This window comes from Curtobacterium sp. C1 (assembly GCF_021049325.1).
GTDB lineage: Bacteria > Actinomycetota > Actinomycetes > Actinomycetales > Microbacteriaceae > Curtobacterium > Curtobacterium citreum.
Map to the genome: position 1 here is coordinate 3,264,995 of NZ_CP088076.1, position 18,696 is coordinate 3,283,690.

Genomic DNA, 18,696 nt, shown 5'->3' on the forward strand with positions numbered 1-18,696 from the left:
GGACGACGTCGGACCGGGGTGCGGTCTCCGCGCACCCGGTCCTCGCCCGTCAGCGGTGGTCGCGGTCCGCCGGCGCCTGCTGGGGTGCGGTGCGGGCCTGGTGTCGCGCCGCCGCGATGCCGCCGACGACGCAGAGCAGCGCCACGACGACCGAGCCGACGACGAAGGGGCTCAGCGCCGAGCCGGCCGGGAACACGAGGAGCTCGGTCGCGTCACCGCGGACCATGGAGTAGCCGACCGAACCGACCGCGAGCATCACGAGGTACGTCGATGCGGCGGCCACGAGTCCGGTCACACCGGGGTTGCCCTCGCGGATGCCGGCGGCCGTCGTGACGAAGACCACCACGCCGGCCCCGAGGACCATCGCCGGGCCCAGGTACGCGGTCGCGTCCGGTTGGGGGATCGCCTCGACGTCGGCGAGCAGGGCCTCGAAGCCCGTCACCGCGATGACGAGCGCGATGAAGAGGACCGACGTCATCGTCGCGATCAGCCACCGGGACATGGGGCGATCGTACCGCCGGGCCGCCTGCTGGGGCGTCCGGCTGCGCGATCGGGCCGGGTCAGGCGCGGGCGGGCTGGTCGGCCGGCATCGGCGCCCGTGCGGTTCCGTCCTGATCCTGGGTCGCGTGGCCCTGCCCCTGAGGCGCCTCGTCCTGGGTCGCCTGGTCCTGCTCCTGGGTCGCCTGGTACTGCGCTGCCTGCTCGTTCGCTGCGGCGACGAGGGCGAGCGCGATGGTCGCGGTGATCACCGGGATGGACCCGGTGATCGGCACGGTGTGCGCGGACTCGGTCTGGAGGCGCGGCTCGGCCTGGGCGGGCGTGTGCGGCTGGACCTCGTGGTCGCGGAGCGCGGGTCCGACGACCGGCAGGACCGCGGTCGTCGTCGGCGGCTCCGCGTGCAGGACGGCGGGCTCGACAGCGGTCCGGCCGGCACGCACCCGGGCTCGGCGCGCGCGACCCATCCGGACCAGCACGACGACCGCGACGACCGCCCAGATGCCGTTCACGATGGTCGACGGGATCGCGTGGTGGGCGGCGACGTTGATCGCCACCGACAGTCCTCCGACGAGGTTGAACACCTGGTACAGCGGCCCGTTGGGGATCTTCCCGAGCGAGAACAACAGGTAACCAGCAAGGACGCTTACGGCTCCGAACCAGCCGAGGAACTCCACGATTTCGACCAACACGCGCGACTCCGGGCACGACGAGGAACGGCCGTCCAGAGGCGACCGTCCGAGAGGGGGGTGAGCAGTCGCGAGTGCGACTTCGGGAGCATCGTAGGCACACCGACGGGTGTCGCGGAAGTGGGTGCGGCGTGGCGTGGCGCACCTACTTCGCGGGGTGGGTTCCGAGGGGGTGTCAGCCGGCGGGGGTGGCGGTGGCGGAGGGGGTCGCGGCGGGTGCCGCGGTGGCCTGCTGCGCCTGCGTGGCTGCCGCGTCCTGGAGGACGTAGATGAAGCCGCTCAGGGTCCAGGTCGTGGGTCCTGTCGAACCCTTCGTCTCCGACCCCGACGTCGAGGACGACGACGACACGATGGACGTGACGAGGAACAGCCGCTTCCCGCTCTGAACCGCCTTCATGTACGCGATCGCCTGCTCGAACGAACCGTTGACACCGACCGAGACCGGCACTGCGGAGAAGTTCGCACTCGTGATGGAGGCGTTGGTCTTCGCAGCGGGAGCCTGCGGAGTACTGGGGGTCGCCGTGGAACCCGGGGTCGCCGATGCACTCGGAGTCGCGGGCGCTCCGGCGCCCGCGGACTGCGGCGGCGCGTAGGCCTGGGCATCGGACGTCGTCAACGACGCGATCGTCACCCCGCTCGTCGATGCCAGATCGGTGAGCTCGCTGTAGAAGCTCGATTGATCGAGCGTGGCAGGGATCGAGCCCTGGAGCACTGCGAGTTGCGCCTGCTGCTGCGACAGGGTCTTGTTCTCCTCGGCGAGCTTGCCGATGCGCTGCTGCGTCGCGACGTTGTCCTGCTCGGACGATCGACGCTGGTCCTCGCTTGCGTGGGTGCTCGACAGCTGGGGGGCGACGCCGATGAAGAAGCCCGCGAGGGCGACGACGACGCTTGCTGTGATCGCGAGGAGCATCATGAGTCGGTTGCGGGACACGTCACTCGCCCTTCTTGCCCGTGTACTTGCCGTCGTAGGCGTCGGTGTCGAGATGGATCGTGAGGTTGGTCGTGTAGCCGCCAGCCTCGTCGGTGCTGAGCGTCACCGAGTTCGCGTTGGCGTCGACGAAGCCCGGGACCTGGCCCAGGGAAGTGATCCACACAGGTATCGCGGGGAGCTCAGCACTCGCAGCGGTGATCGTCACCGTTGCGACGCGCGCACCCTGCAACGGTGCCGTCGCCTGTGTGAAGCTCTGCAGGGGCGTGGCGCTGTCGATCTGCACCCCGGTGATCGTGACACCCGCAGGCAAGGATGTCTGGATTGTCGAAAGGGTGGTGCCCCAGTCGATCTCGGTGGCTCCGCCGACTTCCTGACCGGCTTCGATGAGAGCTGTCTGCGCCTGGACCTGCTTGACCTCGGCGTAGCTCTGCTCCTGGCGGAGGAGCACGACCGTCTGGCCCTGCACGGCTGTCATCTCCGCGGCTGCACTGGTCGATGCGCTGTAGGCAGCCCCTGACGCGAGGATCACGAGTACCGCGACGAGGATGACGGCGAGCCATGCTCGCCGCACTGCCGCGCGTTGCTTCCGGTCTTGGCGCACCTCGAGCGGCAGGAGATCGACGCGAGGCTCGTACCCGACGGCGACTGCCGCTCGCCGATCGTTGCGCCCGGAGTCGGGCCGTACACTTCGGTCACCACCGAACGCTGTCCCCGACGGCCGTCGGCGGAAGGGGCGCTTCACGGGTGCCGCGCCGCCCGCGGCTGCGTCTGCGCTGGTCATGCCGCCGCTCTCCTTCCCACAGCGAGGCCGTAGGCGACCGCGATCGAGGAACCCCGGCTGACGAGGTCGGACGCCGCGACGGAGCGGGCGGTCGCGACGCCTTCGAAGGCCGACGCGACCGAGACCGGGAGCCGGATGACCGATTGGAGACCCGCGGCGAGACCATTGAGTTGCGCCGCGCCTCCGGCGAGGACGATTCCTCGTACCGGGTGCTCCTGGTGGGTGTTGACGAAGTAGTTCACCGTGTTCCGCAGGCTCGTGTAGAGCTCCTGGACCGATTCGCCGATGACAGCAGCGGCGCGGTGATCATCCGGGGTCTGCGCCGACGCGCCCAGGCCGAGGTGCTGTTTGACGATCTCGGCTTCGTCGACGGTGATGTCGAGGCGCGCCGCCAGGGTCTTCGTCACGTCGTCACCGCCGGTCGGGATGATGCGGACGAACTGGGGTACACCGTCGGTGAGGATGACGACCGATGTCGTCTCCGCACCGAGGTCCACGACCGCGATCGTCCCGACGACCGCGCGACGCGTCGCGACGACACGGCTGAGCGCGAACGGGATCAGATCGACGCCGACGGGGTTGAGACCGGCGAGCTGGACGGCGCGGACGTTGTTGAGCACGGCGTCCTTCACGGCCGCCACGAGCAAGCCGTGGAGCACAGGGGCGCCGTCCTGGACACCCTCCGACGTCGGGTAGAAGTCGAGGATTGCATCGATCACCGGTACGGGCAGCATGTCCTGGACCTGGAACGGCAGCGATTCCCGGACCTGGGACAGCGGTGCCCGCGGAACGGTCAGGTCGCGGGAGAGCACACGCTGGTTCCCCATGCCGAGGACGACGTCGCGTGACCGGAACTTCCCGAAGGACCACAGCCCGCGAACGGCACTGGCCACGGTGTTCGGTTCCAGCACCTCTCCGCGCGAGACCGCGTCGTCGGGCGTCGGCACCTCAGCGAAGCGCACCACGACCGGTCGAGCCTTGTCGGCGTCCGCCACCTCCACCGCACGGATGTATCGCGCGGTGATGTCGAGGCCGACGATGTTCTTTCCCATGAAGCTGGTTTCCGTTCCGGGCCTCAGGCGAGGCCGATGAGGGCGAGGTAGGCGTTCCAGAGTCCGGTGCCGAAGAACACACCGACCCACGCTCCGGAGACCATCCAGGGGCCGAACGGGATGCCGCCTTTGCGATCAGTCCGACGGAGGGTGACCAGGACGATCGCGAAGGTACCGCCGAGCTGGAACGCGGCGAAAGAACCCACTGCGAGGGGTCCCCAACCGAGGTACGCCAGCACGAGCCCGATGATGCCCGCCAGCTTGACGTCCCCCATCCCCATCCCTCCGGGGACCACGATCGCGGCAAGCAGGTAGATGCTGGCGAGTCCGACCATACCGATGAGCCCTCGTCCGAGCGCGCCCCAGTCACCCCCGGATGCGCTCGAGACCGCGAGGAGGACGATCAAGATCGGGTACGACGGCAGCACGACAGCGTCGGGCAGGCGGTGAGTATCGAGGTCGATCATGGTGAGCGCGACGCTGATCGCGGCCACATACAGGAGCGCGGCGATCTGGAGCACCGCGGAGATCGGAGCGGTCAGTCCCTCTACCACCCCACGGAAGACCCAGACCGTGACGATGGCGAAGAGCAGGCCCGTGCTCGTCTCGACGAGCGGGTAGCGGATCGAGATGGGCGTCCGACAATCGCGGCATCGTCCGCCGAGTGCGAGCCAGGACACGACGGGCACGTTGTCCCGAGAACGGATGGGGGAACGACAGGTCGGACAGGCGCTCCGCGGGCGAACGACGGACAGCCCCGCGGGAACTCGGTGGATCACGACGTTGAGGAACGAGCCGATCGCGAGGCCCAGCACACCGCTCAACGCCGCCACGAGCACCATCCCGCTCACGAGTTCGCCCCGCTCGTCGCGAACGCGGCCTTGACCTCGCCGATCGTGGTGATGCCGTAGCTCGTGGTCACCGGGCTCAGGAACTTCGGCGGAGCCGTGTACTTGAGCCGTGCGTCGTACTGGTAGTTCTTCACGTAGCCGTTGCTCCCGGATGAGACGATCCCTCGGAAGCGTTGCGCGATCGCGCCCTGGACGGTGAGGATGCCACGGGAGCCGCCGCGATCGTAGTTCTGCACCTGGAAGGTGTGGGCGGCGGAGATGATCGCAGCGTCGATCTCGCGGTTGTAGTCGTTGAGCATCGCCCCGCTCCGCCACGTCGAGGTGCTGCCGTACGGGTTCCACACCCACACCGCGTTCGTGGCCGTGAGACCGAGCAGGTCGGCGCTCGAGTCGACGTAGTCGAGATCGCCCGTCACGTAGAGGTAGTTCTGCGCGGCGATCGTCAGCTGACCGTGGAAGTCGCCCTTGACGAAGGCATCGCCGTTGCGGGCACCGTAGGCACACGGTGCGGACCCGAGGCTCGGCACGGACTCCCCTGCCAGCGGGTACCCGACGCGGTTGTTCCCGCACCCGCCCGCGAGGGCTGTGCTCGACGTGGTGTTCACGTTCGACGAGTCGGACGGCACGTTCTGCACGTAGACGATGTTGTTCGACGGGACGGCGAAGGTCGCGCCGTTCGGCGCGCCCAACTGCCCGGATGAGGTTCCCGGTTGACCGCACTGCGACGGATTCGAGCCGCTGGTCGCACCTGTCCCCGAGGTGTTCGTGTACTTCGTGCCCGGTGACTTCACGGTCATCGTGCCGTTCGCGTTGAACACGATGTCCGTCGGGCCGGTGTACAGACAGCCGGGGCGGGGAACCGTCGTCGGCAGGTCCGACCGGGTCTCCTGGAGTTGCTGCGCGTTGGTCGCGGGCATCCCGATGGACGATGCGAAGGCCGGCTGGTTCACCCCAGCGGGGAACACCTGACCGGAGCAGGCCGTGTTGAGCGAGTTGCGAGCGGTGTAGCGCAGCTTCCCGGCTGTGGGCACGTAGGCCGAAGTGGGCGTCTGCTTGAACGTCGCGTCACAGATGCGCATGGTGTCGTTCGAGTGGGCGGGCCCGTTGATCACGTCACCGCCGCCGAAGGCGATCTCGTCGCACCCGGTGGTCGGCCTGCCCTGGTACGCGTACTTGATGCACGTGTCAGGGTCGTCGTTCGAGATCTGGGGGTCCTGGATCTCGAGATCCGAGAAGTAGAGGAAGTCCATGAAACCCTGCTGCCGGATGGATGCGACGACGGAGCGCACTGCGCTACCGACCCGTCCGGTCGACCGGACCTTGATGGTCCCGGTCGCCGCGTACTGCGCGGTGTTGACTTCGTAGCGGTAGTAGGAAGTCGGAGTGTCCGGAGCCGTGACCGGCACCTTCGCCCACGTGCCGGTCGCCCCCACTCCGAACGCGGCGTTGGTCTTCGCGCTCGGCGGAAGCGCGACCGAACTCCCCGAACTGTACGGCGACGCCGGGTTGCCGTACTGGAAGTAGCTGTTGTCGTTGGACAGTCGCGCTTGGTAGTCCGCGATGCCCGCGTAGGCCGCACTGAGCGCAGCGTTGAAGTTCTGGTCGTTGTTCGCCTTGACCCTGCCGGAGGTCGCGATCGAGAGCGAGGTCGCCACCAGCGCGACGATCACCATCCCGAAGATGAGGGCGATTACCATTGCCATGCCCCGCTCGCCATCCTCCCGGGAGAACATTCCGCGCAGCCTGATCACGTGCCGACCGTCCCTGTCGTCAAGAGGTTCGAGAGGCCGACCTGGTTGCTCAGAACGACACTGTTGTCCGCGGTCGATCCACTGTTCGTCAATCGCAGGGTGATCCCGACACTCACGATCGACTTCATCTGACCGGTGTTCAGCGCTCCGGTGGCGTCTGGGATGAGCGCGCGGTTCGAGGCGTCGTAGTACACGAACAATGCGGGTTGACCAGCTGCAGCGGTCGAGACCGCGGGCGCCAGCGTCCGCGAGGTCGATGCTCCGGCGAACCCGTAGTAGGTGGAGCCCGCGACGACGGGGCGGCCCGGAACGATGGTCTCCACGAGACGACGGGACGAGTCCAGCGACAGCGTCACCTGCTCCGGCCGCGGGTCAGGTCCGTTGTTCGCGATGGGTGCCGCCCCGCTCAGGTCCACCGCCGTGGTGAAGGTCATCGACTCGTTCGTCGCAACGGCGAAGGCTGGCGCATCAGCCGCGTTCTGCTGCGGGTTGTTCATCGCTGCATGCAGGAGCCTGGTCATCTCGTTCATCGCGGAGGACGCCGAGCGGACGTTCGTGTCGGTCGAGTTCGCGAAGCTCGTCGCGCGGCTGAGCGACACGAAGGTGCCCGACACGACGGCGAGGACGATCGCGAAGACCATGATCGTGACGAGGAGCTCGGCGAGGCTCAGCCCTCGATCATCTCGACGCAGACGCTCGAGGACTCGCTGAAGCGGCGCGGTCATCCGGGTGTCCTCGGGTCCAGGGTGACGACGTTGCCGGTCCCGGGCACGAGCACCCCGAGCAATGAACCGACGATGGTTCCGAGCGACACCGGATTGAAGTTGATTGCGTTGGAGCTCTGCGAGACAGCCCAGGTGCCCCAAGGAAGGGCGATCGTCATCGTGCCGTCCTTCGCCGTCGCGGCCCTCGTGAAGGTGTACGTCTGGCCCGCGCTGCAGCCCGGGTCGCCGTTCGCCGCCGAGGTCGTGGTGGCACGGATGGTGGTCGTCGCCGCACTCACGTTGATGGTGACCGCGCCCATGGCGACGGTCGGTGTGGCGATCGATGCTCCGGTCGGCGGGGCCGACTGCACAGGAGCCTTCCCTGTCCGGTTGTCGGCACTCTTGGGCCACGAGGTCGGGTCGGTCGAGAGGCAGGATCCGCCCGCCGTGCCCGCCGGGGCGTACTTACCCGCGTAGACCGCGTACCCGGAGGCGATCGGACTGAGGTACTGATCGCTGACCGTCGACGCGGTCTGCAGCACGCCGAGCGTGCTCACGTAGGACGTCGAGAGGTTGTTCGGCAAGCTGGCCGCGACGCCGGAACTGTACTGGTTCTGAAAGTCCCATGCCGGATCGTACGTGAACGCAGCGCCGCCGGAGTCGCCGGCTGCGACGGTCACGGACTTCACCGGGTTCGCCGCCTGAGCCTGGTCGCGGTACTGCCCGGACGGCGGGCTGAGCGTCACTGTGTACGTTCCCGGAGCGACCTTGTTGGCGACCGTGCAGCCGTCCGCGTTCGTCGGCGCTGGCTGCGTGGACGCATCGAGCACCTGTGCAGTGTTGCCAGGTACGGACGCGTCCGGCGCCAGCTTCGCGGTGACGTTCGCGGTGCCTCCGCCGTTGATGCTGGTGACCGAGATGAGCACCGTGCCCAGCGAGGGGTCGTTGATCTTGCTCGTCGGAGCGAGCACGGTGTCGGCCGCGATGTCCTGCGACGCTGCGGTCTGGTTCGCCCAAGAGACACGGATGTTCACGCGGCGGAACAACAGCGACCCGTTCCCCGAGACGCCGTTCACCGTGCAGCCGGTGTCGGTCCCGTTCGTCGTGATCCACGAGACGGTCCGGGTCACGGTGTACCCGATCCCGTCCACGGTCACGGTCGGGTAGGTCTTGTTCGCCAGGCCGCTCAGATCCTTCTGGCCGTCCACACGCGCGACGTCGATGTACTGCTGCGCGAGGTTCGCCGCCTCGACACGACCGCGGTTGTCCGAGGTCATCTTGAGCACCACGGCCGTCGACGCGATCGCACCGAGCACGATCACGGTGAAGATCAGGAGGGCTATCACGACCTCGACGAGGGACAAGCCGTCGTCGGACCGGCGGACGCGCTCGAGCGCTCGTCGGATGACGATCATGGTTCCTCCTCGGTCGTGCGGGACAGGGACGCGGGGCGGATCGACATCGGTCGATCCGCCCCGCGTCAGCCGTTTCAGCTGCAGCCGGCGGGCGCAGTTGCCGTCGGGCCCTGCACGGAGCTGGAGTCCGTCACCCAGAACTGCTTGGAGCTGTCGCTCGCGGCGTTGGCCTTCAGGCAGAACGCCCCGCTGGCCAACGGCTTCGCGAACGTGATCGTCGACTGGGTGTTGGACGGGAAGCCGTACTTGCCGAGAGTGGTGTTGTCCAGCGTGACCGTCGTGGCCGACGGGTTGTCCGTCGTGTAGGCGATGACCGCGGTCTTCGCGTTCGTCAGGTCGGACTTGACGCCCGCGTCCTTCGAGCTCGACTGGATGCCGAGGTACACCGGGATCGCGATCGCCGCGAGGATACCGATGATGATGACGACGACCAGGAGCTCGATGAGCGTGAAGCCCTTCTCATCCTGCTCGAGCAGGCCCTTGCGGCGAGCGTCCAGCTTGCCCATGAGAGCGAAGTACATAGGTTTTCCATCCATTCGGGAAATGTGGTGGGAATTGGGGGAAGGGCCATGCTCTGCCGCCGGGGACAACAATAAGGAGGGTGCAATGACGGCATAATCCCGAGAACGGGGGTGATTCCTCGAGTGAAATGCCCCCAGTATCGGGGTCAGCGCACGAGCTGATGACCCCACTCCCGGGGACAGGGTCCGTCTCGGGCCTCAACCGGAGTGCTGGATCACCGAGGAGATCTGGAAGATCGGCATGTACAAGGCGATGATCATCCCACCGACCACAACGCCGAGGAATGCGATCAACAGTGGCTCGATGAGTGACGTCAACGACTCCGTCGTCGCCGTCACCTCTTCGTCGTAGAAATCCGCGATCTTTTCGAGCATCAATTCCATCGAACCGGCGTCCTCGCCGACCGCGACCATCTGCGAGACCATCGCCGGGAAGATTGTTTCCGCGACGAGTGGATCGGCGATGGAACTGCCTTTCCGAACCGACTCGCCGACACGCTCGAGCGCCCGTTGGACGACGATGTTGCCGGACACTTGGCCTGTGATCTGCAACGCGTGCAGGATCGGCACGCCTGCGCCGATCATGTTCGAGAAGTTCCGAGCGAACCGGGCGATGACGATCTTCTTGTTCAACTGTCCGAACACCGGCAGCCGGAGCTTGATCGGGTCGAAGAACGCCCGGACCGCGTCGCGGTTCTTGTTCGCTCGCCACCACAAGACGTACGCAACGAGCGCTACCGCGAGGACCGGTCCGACGTAGGCCATTGACTGGGAGAGCGAGACGAGCACCTGCGTCGGGAGGGGGAGATCACTGCCGAGCCCCTGGAACATCTTCTGGAAGATCGGGACGATGAAGACGAGCATGATCACCACGCTCAGCAGCGACATGACGAGGACCACCACCGGGTAGGTCATCGCGGACTTGATGGTCGTCTTGAGCTTGTGTTCCTTCTCGAAGTTCGTCGCGATCGACGCCATCGCCTGGTCCAGGAACCCGCCGGTCTCACCGGCTCGGATCATGTTGATCATGATCGGCGGGAACTCGACCGGGTACTTCGCGACTGCATCCGAGAACGCCACGCCGCGTTCGACGTCGTCTCGGACGCGCTCCAGGATCTCGCGGAGCTTCGGCGACTGCGTCTGCTCTGCCAGGATCGTCAGTGCACGCAAGAGCGAGAGCCCGGACGAGAGCATGGTGGCGGCCTGCCTGGCCATGATCGCCAGGTCCTTGAGCTTCACGCCCCGCTCGAAGCCCGGGATCTTGATCTCGGTCTGCAGCCCGGTGCCCGGCTTCGCCTCGGTGATCGCGATCGGCGAGACGCCCATCCCTCGGAGCCGCTGGACCACGGCCCCCTCGGACGCGGCGTCGAGCCGTCCCTTGACGAGCTTCCCGTTGCCGTCCCGTCCCCGGTAGTCGTACGCGAGCGACATCAGTGGCCCCCCGAGAACTTGTCGCCGAAGTCGATCTCCGAGGCGGCGATCGCCGCCGCGGACGAGTCGGACGGCGACTCCACGCGCTGCACCAGGCGGTCGAAGCCGTCCTCGTCCTGCACTTTCTCCATCGCGGCGGCGCGCGTGATGGTGCCGACGTTGACGAGCTCGGCGAGGTCCTGGTCCATGGTGTGCATGCCGCTGTCCCGCCCGGCCTGCATGGCCGAGGTGATCTGGTAGGTCTTGCCCTCGCGGACAAGGTTCGCGATGGCCGGGGTGGTCCGCATGATCTCGGTGGCGACGACGCGGCCGGAGCCGTTGGCCTTCGGCACGAGCGTCTGGCAGACGACGCCCTCGAGCGTCGCCGCGAGCTGCGTCCGGATCTGGCCCTGCTGGTGCGGCGGGAAGACGTCGATGACGCGGTCGATCGTGCCGGGGGCGCTCTGCGTGTGCAGGGTGGCGAACACCAGGTGTCCGGTCTCGGCGGCGGTCAGCGCGACGGAGATGGTCTCGAGGTCGCGGAGCTCGCCGATCAGGATGACGTCGGGGTCCTGCCGGAGGACGTGCTTCAGCGCGGCGGCGAACGAGTGCGTGTCGGCACCGACCTCGCGCTGGTTGATGATCGCCTTCTTGTGGTCGTGCATGAACTCGATCGGGTCCTCGACCGTCACGATGTGGTCGGCGCGGGTCTCGTTGACCAGGTCGATGAGCGCCGCGAGGGTCGTCGACTTGCCGGAGCCGGTCGGTCCGGTGACGAGCACGAGGCCGCGCGGGAGCTTCGCGAACGCGCCGACGTGGTCGGGGATGCCGAGCTGCTTGAGCGTCTTGATCTGCGTGGGGATGATGCGGAAGGCCGCGCCCCAGTTGCCCCGCTGCTGGTAGTAGTTCACACGGAAGCGGTACTCCGGCGACAGCGAGTACGCGAAGTCGAGCTCCTGCTCGTGGTCGAACTGGCCGGCCTGCTCGGGGGTCAGGAGCGTCTTCAGCGCAGCGATCACCTTGTTGCGGGACCACGGTCCGCCGGGGACGGCGGGACGGAGGGACCCGTCGACGCGGACGGTCGGTGGCGCGTCCGCGGTGACGTGCAGGTCGGAGGCGTCCTGGTAGACCACCTGCGCGAGCGCGGTCACGAGGTCGGCGTCCGCGACCTCGCGTGCGTGGCGGGTGAAGCCGATCTCGGTGTGCGCGACGCCGCCGACGGCCGACTGGTGCGCGACGGGCACGGCCGGGAGGATCGTGGTCGGTTCCGCGGGCACCACCGGCAGGTGCTGGGTCGCCGCGTCGGGGTACCCGTACGACGCCGTCGAGGCGGGAACGGCCGCCGGCGGCGTTGCCGGCGCAGCCTGCGGCTGCGCCACCGGCACCGCGGCGGCACCTCCGACGAGCGAGCTCGACCCCGGGGCACCGGCCGCGCCGCCGCCGGTGCTCCCGGGCACGTACCAGGGCTGCTCGTCCGACGGGTGGAGCTCTGCGGACAGGTCGTACACCGCGCCGCCGGCGACCGGGGCAGCGGGCGCGACGACGTCGGGGGACGTCGGGGTCCACGCGGCCGCCTCCGCCGCCGCCGCGGCGAGGCGTGCGGCACGGCGGCCGCCGACCTCGTTGCCCGGCTGCCCGGGGTGCCAGCCGGCGACGGGGTCGTCCCCCGCCTCGATGTCGTACACGGATTCGTCCATCGTCCTGTCGTCCCTGCTCCGCCTACGCGACCACGCGGAGGATCTCGTCGACGCTCGTCATCCCGCGCAAGACCTTCTCCCACCCGTCCTGGCGGAGCGTGAGCATGCCCTGCTGCTGCGCGACCCGGCTGATCTCGGCGCTCGACGCCCGCGCGACCGCGAGCCGCTCGATCTCCTCGGTGACGGTCATGACCTCGTGCAGGGCGATGCGGCCCCGGTACCCGGTGTTCGAGCAGACGGCGCAGCCGACCGGCCCGAAGAACTCCGGCACGGTGTCGACGTCCGACGCGAGGAACCCGAGCGCCTGCAGCTGCGCCGGCGTGTACTGCGCGGGCGCCTTGCAGCGGTCGCAGAGCCGGCGGGCGAGGCGCTGCGCGACGACGGAGTCGAGCGCGGACCCGACCAGGAACGGTTCGATGTCCATCTCGGTGAGCCGCGTGACGGCCGACGGGGCGTCGTTCGTGTGCAGGGTCGAGAGCACGAGGTGGCCGGTCAGCGACGCCTCGATCGCGATCTGCGCCGTCTCGTGGTCACGGATCTCGCCGAGGAGCACCACGTCCGGGTCGGAACGCAGGATCGACCGCAGCGCCGAGGCGAAGGTCAACCCGGCCTTCGGGTTGACCTGCACCTGGTTGATGCCGGCCATCCGGTACTCGACCGGGTCCTCGACCGTGATCACGTTGATCTCCGGACGGGCGACGGCGTTGAGCGTCGTGTAGAGCGTGGTCGACTTGCCCGAGCCGGTGGGCCCGGTGACCAGGATCATGCCGTACGGCTTCGAGTAGGACCGCTGGTACGCCGCGAAGTTCTGCTCGAGCAGGTTGAGGTCGGTCAGGGTCATCGACGTGTTCGTGTTGTCGAGGATCCGCATGACGACCTTCTCGCCCCACACCGTGGGGAGCGTCGCCACGCGCAGGTCGATCTGCCGGCCGCCGTGCCGCACCGACATGCGACCGTCCTGCGGCTTCCGACGCTCGGCGATGTCGATGTCGCTCATGATCTTGAGCCGGCTGATGACGCCGTTCTGGATGTTCTTCGGCGCCGGTGCCATCTCGTGCAGCACGCCGTCGATGCGGTAGCGCACCCGGACCTCGTGCTCCCCGGGCTCGATGTGGATGTCCGAGGCGTGGTCCTGGATCGCCTGGGACACGAGCAGGTTCACGAACCGGACGATCGGGACGTCGTCGAGCGCACCGTCGGTCAGGTCCACCTGCTGGTTCGCCTGCGCGGAGGCTTCTTCCTCGAGGGACGAGGTCAGGTCGTTCAGCTCGTCGTCGGCGCGCAGGTAGCGGTCGAGCGCCGACTGCAGCTCGCGCTCGTCGACCTGCAGCGGCTTCACGGTCCGGCCGGACGCGGTGCGGGCGTCGTCGATCGCGAGCACGTTCGTCGGGTTGACCATCGCGAGCACGAGGGTCTCGCCCTCGAACCCGATGCCGAGCACGCCGTGCCGCCGGCAGAGCGCCGCGGGGAGCATCGACACCGCGGTGCCGTCGACCGGGTAGTCGGTGAGCGGGACCGTGCGGGAGTTGTGCGACGCGGCGCGGGCGGTGATGTACTGCGCCTCGCTCACGACGCCCTGGTCGACGAGCGCGCGGATGGACCGTTCGTCGATCTCCTCGTCTCCGGTCATGGAGTCGAGGTGTTCGATCGGCAGGGCGCCGTTGAGGATGAGGATCTCGGAGAGCGTGGCCATGTGCCCCGGGAACTCCTTCGGGTCGAGCTCGGGTTCGGGTGTCGGCGCAGCGACGTCGCGGCGCTCGTCCACGCTAGGGCCGCGGAACGCGGGGACCGCAGTCCCACAACGAGGGGGCGACGGGGTGTCCGGTGGCCCCAGAGCAGGGGTGCCGGGTGCTGTCGGGTGACGTCCATGCGTCGATCCTGCGGTGGCGGACCACGCGACGGTGACCCCCGCCTGCGGTCTGTGGACGGACGGCGCCGAGCACCCGGCTGTGGAGGAACGTTCAGCGTCCGACCCTCGACGCGGACCGGACCCGCGGGACATGATGAGACATGGACATCACGAGCGTGACCGTGGGGTTGCCCGTCAGCGACGTCGAGGCGTCGTGCCTCTGGTACGGCGCCGTGTTCCAGCGCACCGATCCCGACCTCGAGCCGGAGGACGGCGTCGTCGAGTACGAGATCGGCGGCATCTGGCTGCAGTTGTACGCCGCCGCGGACGCCGAGCAGCGCCCCGCGACCGTCCGCTTCGGCGTCGACGACGTGCGCGCGCAGCACGCGCGCATCGGGTCCCTCGGGATCGACGTCGGCCCGGTCGAGTGCGTCGACGGTGCCGTCGACTGGTTCGACGTCCGCGACCCCGACGGGAACGTGCTCAGCCTGTACTCGCTCGTCGACGAGAAGGGCCGGACGGCCTGACCGGCGGACTGGAGGATCGTGGCGGGGCCCGCCACGATCCTCCAGTCCGTCTCCCGATCCGAAGACGTGACTTCCGGTCCGACAACGAGGAAGGCCCCCGCATCCGAGGATGCGGGGGCCTTCCGGGTTCAGCTCAGGCTCAGTTGTAGGTCCCGGGCGTGAAGTCGTCCGACGAGAAGCTGTCGAAGTCGACGAAGCTCAGGTCGGCGTCCGAGAACGAGGAGTCGTCGGCGAAGATGCGGTTGGGGTACCGCTCCGCCTTGGCTTCCTCGGTCGCGGCGACGTCCACGTCACGGTACCGGCTGAGGCCCGTCCCGGCGGGGATGAGCTTACCGATGATGACGTTCTCCTTGAGGCCGACGAGGTGGTCCTGCTTGCCCTCCATGGCCGCCTGCGTGAGGACGCGGGTGGTCTCCTGGAAGGACGCGGCGGACAGCCACGACTCGGTCGCGAGGGACGCCTTCGTGATGCCCATGACCTCCTGGCGAGCCGAGGCGGTCTTGCGACCCTCCTGCAGCGCCGCACGGTTCAGCGCGTTGTAGCGCGACCGGTCGACGAGCTCACCCGGCAGCAGGTCGGTGTCGCCGTGGTCGACGACGGTGACCTTGCGGAGCATCTGGCGGACGATGACCTCGATGTGCTTGTCGTGGATCGGCACGCCCTGCGAGCCGTACACGTCCTGCACGCCGTTGACGAGGTGCTTCTGGACCTCGCGCACACCCTTGACCCGGAGGACCTCCTTCGGGTCCACCGTGCCGGCGATGAACTGCTCGCCGAGCTCGACGTGCTGGCCGTCCTCGATGAGGAGGGTCGCACGCTTGAGCACCGGGTAGATGAACGGCTCGTCGCCGTTGTCCGGCGTGAGGATGATCCGACGGCCCTTGTCCGTGTCCTCGATCGTGACGCGGCCGGGGGCCTCGGCGATCGGGGACGCGCCCTTCGGGGTGCGGGCCTCGAAGAGCTCGGTCACGCGGGGCAGACCCTGCGTGATGTCGTCGGCCGAGGCCGAACCACCCGTGTGGAAGGTACGCATCGTCAGCTGGGTACCGGGCTCACCGATGGACTGGGCGGCGATGATGCCGACCGCCTCGCCGATGTCGACGAGGTTGCCCGTGGCGAGCGAACGGCCGTAGCACTTCGCGCAGACACCGACGGCGGACTCGCAGGTCAGGACCGAGCGCACCTTGATGCTCTCGACACCGGCCTCGAGCAGCGTGTCCAGCAGGACGTCGCCGACGTCCGAACCGGCCTCGGCCACCACGGTGCCGTTCGCGTCCACGGCCTCGACGGCCAGGGTGCGCGAGTACACCGTGTTCTCGACGCGCGGGTCGCGGACGAGCTTGCCGTCCTCGCCCTTGGTCGCGATCGGCAGCTCGAGGCCACGGGTCGTGCCGCAGTCGTCCTCACGGATGATGACGTCCTGCGAGACGTCGACGAGACGACGCGTCAGGTAGCCCGAGTCGGCGGTACGGAGAGCCGTGTCCGCCAGACCCTTGCGCGCACCGTGCGTGGCGATGAAGTACTCCGCCACGGTCAGGCCCTCGCGGTACGAGTTGATGATCGGGCGGGCGATGATCTCACCCTTCGGGTTGTTCACCAGACCACGCATACCGGCGATGTTGCGCACCTGCAGCCAGTTACCACGAGCACCCGACGAGACCATGCGGTTGATGGTGTTGTCGATCGGGAAGTTGTCGCGCATCTCCTGCGCGATCTCGTTCGTGGCCTCGGTCCAGATCTTGATCAGGTCGGCGCGGCGCTCCGCGTCGGTGATCAGACCCTTGTCGAACTCGCCCTGGACCTTGGCGGCCTGGACCTCGTAGCCCGCGATGATCTCCTTCTTGCGCGGAGGCGTCACGACGTCGGAGAGAGCGACGGTCACACCGGAGCGCGTGCCCCAGTAGAAGCCCGCGTCCTTGATCCGGTCCAGCGCGGCGGCCGTCTCGGTCTTGGAGTAGCGCTCGGCGAGGTCGTTGACGATCGCGGAGAGGGTGCCCTTGTCGGTGACGCGCTGCACGAACGGGTAGTCCGCCGGCAGGGTCTCGTTGAAGAGCGCGCGGCCCAGCGTGGTCTCGAGGAGGATCGACTGACCCACCTCGTAGCCCTCGGGAGCCTCGCCCTCGGCGAAGTGGACACCCGACATGCGGATCTTCACCATCGCGTTGAGGTCCAGCGTGTTCTGGTCCTTCGCCATGATCGCCTCGGCGACCGAGGAGAACGAACGGCCCTCACCGACGGCGCCCTCGCGGACGGTCGTCAGGTGGTGCAGACCGATGATCATGTCCTGTGCGGGCAGGGTCACCGGACGGCCGTCCGACGGCTTGAGGATGTTGTTCGACGCGAGCATCAGGATGCGGGCCTCGGCCTGGGCCTCGACCGACAGCGGCAGGTGCACGGCCATCTGGTCACCGTCGAAGTCCGCGTTGAACGCAGCACACACGAGGGGGTGGAGCTGGATGGCCTTGCCCTCGACGAGCTGCGGCTCGAACGCCTGGATGCCCAGACGGTGCAGCGTCGGCGCACGGTTCAGCAGCACGGGGCGCTCGCGGATGATCTCCTCGAGCACGTCCCACACCTGCGGACGCGAACGCTCGACCATGCGCTTGGCCGACTTGATGTTCTGCGCGTGCGACAGGTCGATCAGGCGCTTGATGACGAACGGCTTGAACAGCTCGAGCGCCATCTGCTTCGGCAGACCGCACTGGTGCAGCTTGAGCTGCGGGCCGACGATGATGACCGAACGGCCCGAGTAGTCGACGCGCTTGCCGAGCAGGTTCTGGCGGAAACGACCCTGCTTGCCCTTGAGCATGTCGCTCAGGGACTTCAGGGCGCGGTTGCCGGTACCCGTGACCGGACGACCACGACGACCGTTGTCGAACAGCGCGTCGACCGCTTCCTGCAGCATGCGCTTCTCGTTGTTCACGATGATCTCGGGGGCACCGAGGTCGAGCAGGCGGCGGAGACGGTTGTTGCGGTTGATCACACGACGGTAGAGGTCGTTGAGGTCCGACGTGGCGAAGCGGCCACCGTCGAGCTGCACCATCGGGCGGAGCTCCGGCGGGATGACCGGCACGACGTCGAGCACCATCGCGGCCGGCGAGTTGCCGGTGGCGAGGAAGGAGCTGACGACGCGCAGACGCTTGATCGCGCGGATCTTCTTCTGGCCCTTGCCCTCGGCGATCTGCAGGCGCAGCGCCTCGGCCTCGGCGGCCAGGTCGAACGCCTCGAGCCGCAGCTTGATCGCCTCGGCGCCCATGTAGGCGTCGAAGTAGATCCCGAAGCGGTCCTGGAGCTCGTGGAAGACGGCGTCCTCGGGCTTGAGGTCGCCCACCTTGAGGTTGCGGAAGTCCTCCCACACGCGCTCGAGGCGGGTGATGTCCTCGTCGAAGGACTTGCGGACCTGGGACATCTCCTTCTCGGCGGTGTCCTTGGTCCGGCGCTTCACGTCGGCCTTGGCGCCCTCTTCCTCGAGCGCTGCGAGGTCGTCCTCGAGCTTCTTGAGGCGGTCGGCGATGATCGAGTCGCGCTGACCCTCGAGGTTCTTGATCTCGAGGCGCATCTCGTTCTCGAGACCGGGCATGTCGGCGTGACGGCCCTCTTCATCGATGTCGATGATCATGTACGCCGCGAAGTAGATGACCTTCTCGAGGTCCTTCGGCGCCATGTCGAGGAGGTACCCGAGGCGCGACGGGACGCCCTTGAAGTACCAGATGTGCGTGACGGGGGCGGCGAGCTCGATGTGGCCCATGCGCTCACGACGGACCGAGGACTTGGTGACCTCGACGCCGCAGCGCTCGCACACGATGCCCTTGAAGCGCACGCGCTTGTACTTGCCGCAGGCGCACTCCCAGTCCCGGGACGGACCGAAGATCTGCTCGCCGAACAGACCGTCCTTCTCGGGCTTCAGGGTGCGGTAGTTGATGGTCTCCGGCTTCTTGACCTCGCCGTACGACCACTGACGGATGTCCTCGGCGGTCGCGAGACCGATCCGGATGGCGTCAAAGGAAGTTGCTTCGAGCAATG

The 18,696-nt window shown here is 68.0% G+C and carries 15 protein-coding genes; 1 reads left to right on the top strand and 14 read right to left on the bottom strand.

The window, feature by feature from the left end:
* Nucleotides 1-49 precede the first annotated feature (49 nt).
* The 13 genes from LQK89_RS15695 to LQK89_RS15755 form a co-directional block, all read right to left on the bottom strand.
* On the bottom strand, nt 50-502 hold the full coding sequence (locus LQK89_RS15695) for a DUF6121 family protein (protein ID WP_058742330.1): 453 nt from the start codon (nt 500-502) through the stop codon (nt 50-52).
* A gap of 58 nt (nt 503-560) precedes the next feature.
* Nucleotides 561-1,187: a CBU_0592 family membrane protein gene (locus tag LQK89_RS15700; protein WP_231049641.1), complete on the bottom strand. Its 627-nt coding sequence runs from the start codon at nt 1,185-1,187 to the stop codon at nt 561-563.
* Nucleotides 1,188-1,359: 172 nt separating this feature from the next.
* Nucleotides 1,360-2,115, bottom strand: a complete 756-nt coding sequence (locus tag LQK89_RS15705; protein ID WP_231049642.1) for a hypothetical protein — start codon at nt 2,113-2,115, stop codon at nt 1,360-1,362.
* Between the two features lies 1 nt (nt 2,116).
* Nucleotides 2,117-2,896 (bottom strand): hypothetical protein, encoded by a 780-nt coding sequence (locus tag LQK89_RS15710; RefSeq protein ID WP_231049643.1) that lies wholly within the window; start codon nt 2,894-2,896, stop codon nt 2,117-2,119.
* Complete coding sequence (gene pilM / locus LQK89_RS15715; RefSeq protein ID WP_231049644.1) at nt 2,893-3,948, bottom strand: type IV pilus assembly protein PilM; 1,056 nt, start codon at nt 3,946-3,948, stop codon at nt 2,893-2,895. Before pilM ends, LQK89_RS15710 begins: the two co-directional genes overlap by 4 nt.
* A gap of 23 nt (nt 3,949-3,971) precedes the next feature.
* Nucleotides 3,972-4,790 (bottom strand): prepilin peptidase, encoded by an 819-nt coding sequence (locus tag LQK89_RS15720; protein WP_231050817.1) that lies wholly within the window; start codon nt 4,788-4,790, stop codon nt 3,972-3,974.
* Between the two features lie 5 nt (nt 4,791-4,795).
* Nucleotides 4,796-6,502: a hypothetical protein gene (locus tag LQK89_RS15725; RefSeq protein WP_231049645.1), complete on the bottom strand. Its 1,707-nt coding sequence runs from the start codon at nt 6,500-6,502 to the stop codon at nt 4,796-4,798.
* A 44-nt stretch (nt 6,503-6,546) separates the two neighbouring features.
* Nucleotides 6,547-7,275 carry a PulJ/GspJ family protein gene (locus LQK89_RS15730; protein ID WP_231049646.1) on the bottom strand — a complete coding sequence of 243 codons (729 nt, stop codon included), beginning with the start codon at nt 7,273-7,275 and terminating at the stop codon, nt 6,547-6,549.
* The gene (locus LQK89_RS15735) at nt 7,272-8,669 is read right to left on the bottom strand and encodes a type IV pilus modification PilV family protein (protein ID WP_231049647.1); all 1,398 of its coding nucleotides are present in this window, start codon (nt 8,667-8,669) and stop codon (nt 7,272-7,274) included. Before LQK89_RS15735 ends, LQK89_RS15730 begins: the two co-directional genes overlap by 4 nt.
* 74 nt (nt 8,670-8,743) lie before the next feature.
* A complete protein-coding gene (locus LQK89_RS18135) occupies nt 8,744-9,190 on the bottom strand; it encodes a type II secretion system protein (protein WP_204622126.1) in 447 nt (148 codons plus the stop codon).
* A 198-nt stretch (nt 9,191-9,388) separates the two neighbouring features.
* A complete protein-coding gene (locus LQK89_RS15745) occupies nt 9,389-10,621 on the bottom strand; it encodes a type II secretion system F family protein (RefSeq protein WP_231049648.1) in 1,233 nt (410 codons plus the stop codon).
* Entirely contained in the window at nt 10,621-12,297 is a 1,677-nt protein-coding gene (locus LQK89_RS15750; protein ID WP_331000559.1) for a type IV pilus twitching motility protein PilT, read from the bottom strand. Before LQK89_RS15750 ends, LQK89_RS15745 begins: the two co-directional genes overlap by 1 nt.
* A 22-nt stretch (nt 12,298-12,319) precedes the next feature.
* Nucleotides 12,320-13,990, bottom strand: a complete 1,671-nt coding sequence (locus tag LQK89_RS15755) for a GspE/PulE family protein (RefSeq protein ID WP_144804159.1) — start codon at nt 13,988-13,990, stop codon at nt 12,320-12,322.
* Between the two features lie 317 nt (nt 13,991-14,307).
* Between LQK89_RS15755 and LQK89_RS15760 the strand changes: the two genes are divergently transcribed.
* On the top strand, nt 14,308-14,673 hold the full coding sequence (locus LQK89_RS15760; RefSeq protein ID WP_058741130.1) for a VOC family protein: 366 nt from the start codon (nt 14,308-14,310) through the stop codon (nt 14,671-14,673).
* A gap of 139 nt (nt 14,674-14,812) precedes the next feature.
* On the opposite strand, the gene LQK89_RS15765 is transcribed toward LQK89_RS15760, so the two are convergent.
* Nucleotides 14,813-18,694, bottom strand: a complete 3,882-nt coding sequence (locus LQK89_RS15765; protein ID WP_058741131.1) for a DNA-directed RNA polymerase subunit beta' — start codon at nt 18,692-18,694, stop codon at nt 14,813-14,815.
* Nucleotides 18,695-18,696 lie beyond the last annotated feature (2 nt).